Consider the following 532-nt stretch of genomic DNA (forward strand, 5'->3'; position numbering starts at 1 on the left):
GTGGGGTAACCGCAAGGAGCCAGCCGCCGAAGGTGGGATAGATGATTGGGGTGAAGTCGTAACAAGGTAGCCGTATCGGAAGGTGCGGCTGGATCACCTCCTTTCTATGGAGAATCGTCTTCTGCAATGAAGACATTCAAATCTAAAATCTAGCCAGGTCGGCTAGTTACTCACTCGTTGCTCAGTTTTGAGAGCTCAAACTCTCAAAACTACTCGTTTATTCGACCGACACATCCGTGAACGGCCCGAACGAAACGATTTGTTCTTTGAAAACTAGATATCGAAACGAAACAAACGCGAATTAGAACATTCCTTTTTAGCTGAACTTGTGTATAACAAGTTTCAATAAATTGGTACTTAATTGCTTTTGCGATGGTATCGAATGGGAGCGACTTTTGGCTTTGCGCAAGCAAACCAAGGGAAGCGAGCAAACGAAACCGGAGCAAACTGGTTAAGCTACTAAGAGCACACGGAGGATGCCTAGGCGCTAGGAGCCGATGAAGGACGTGGCGAACAACGAAACTGCCTCGGG

The 532-nt window shown here is 47.2% G+C and carries 1 rRNA gene; it reads left to right on the forward strand.

Annotation, left to right across the window (positions count from 1 at the left end):
• A 16S ribosomal RNA gene (locus M3629_RS28010) occupies positions 1 to 104 on the forward strand; the annotation flags it as partial.
• Positions 105 to 532 lie beyond the last annotated feature (428 nt).

This window comes from Paenibacillus polysaccharolyticus, from assembly GCF_023714295.1.
Lineage (GTDB): Bacteria > Bacillota > Bacilli > Paenibacillales > Paenibacillaceae > Paenibacillus > Paenibacillus polysaccharolyticus_A.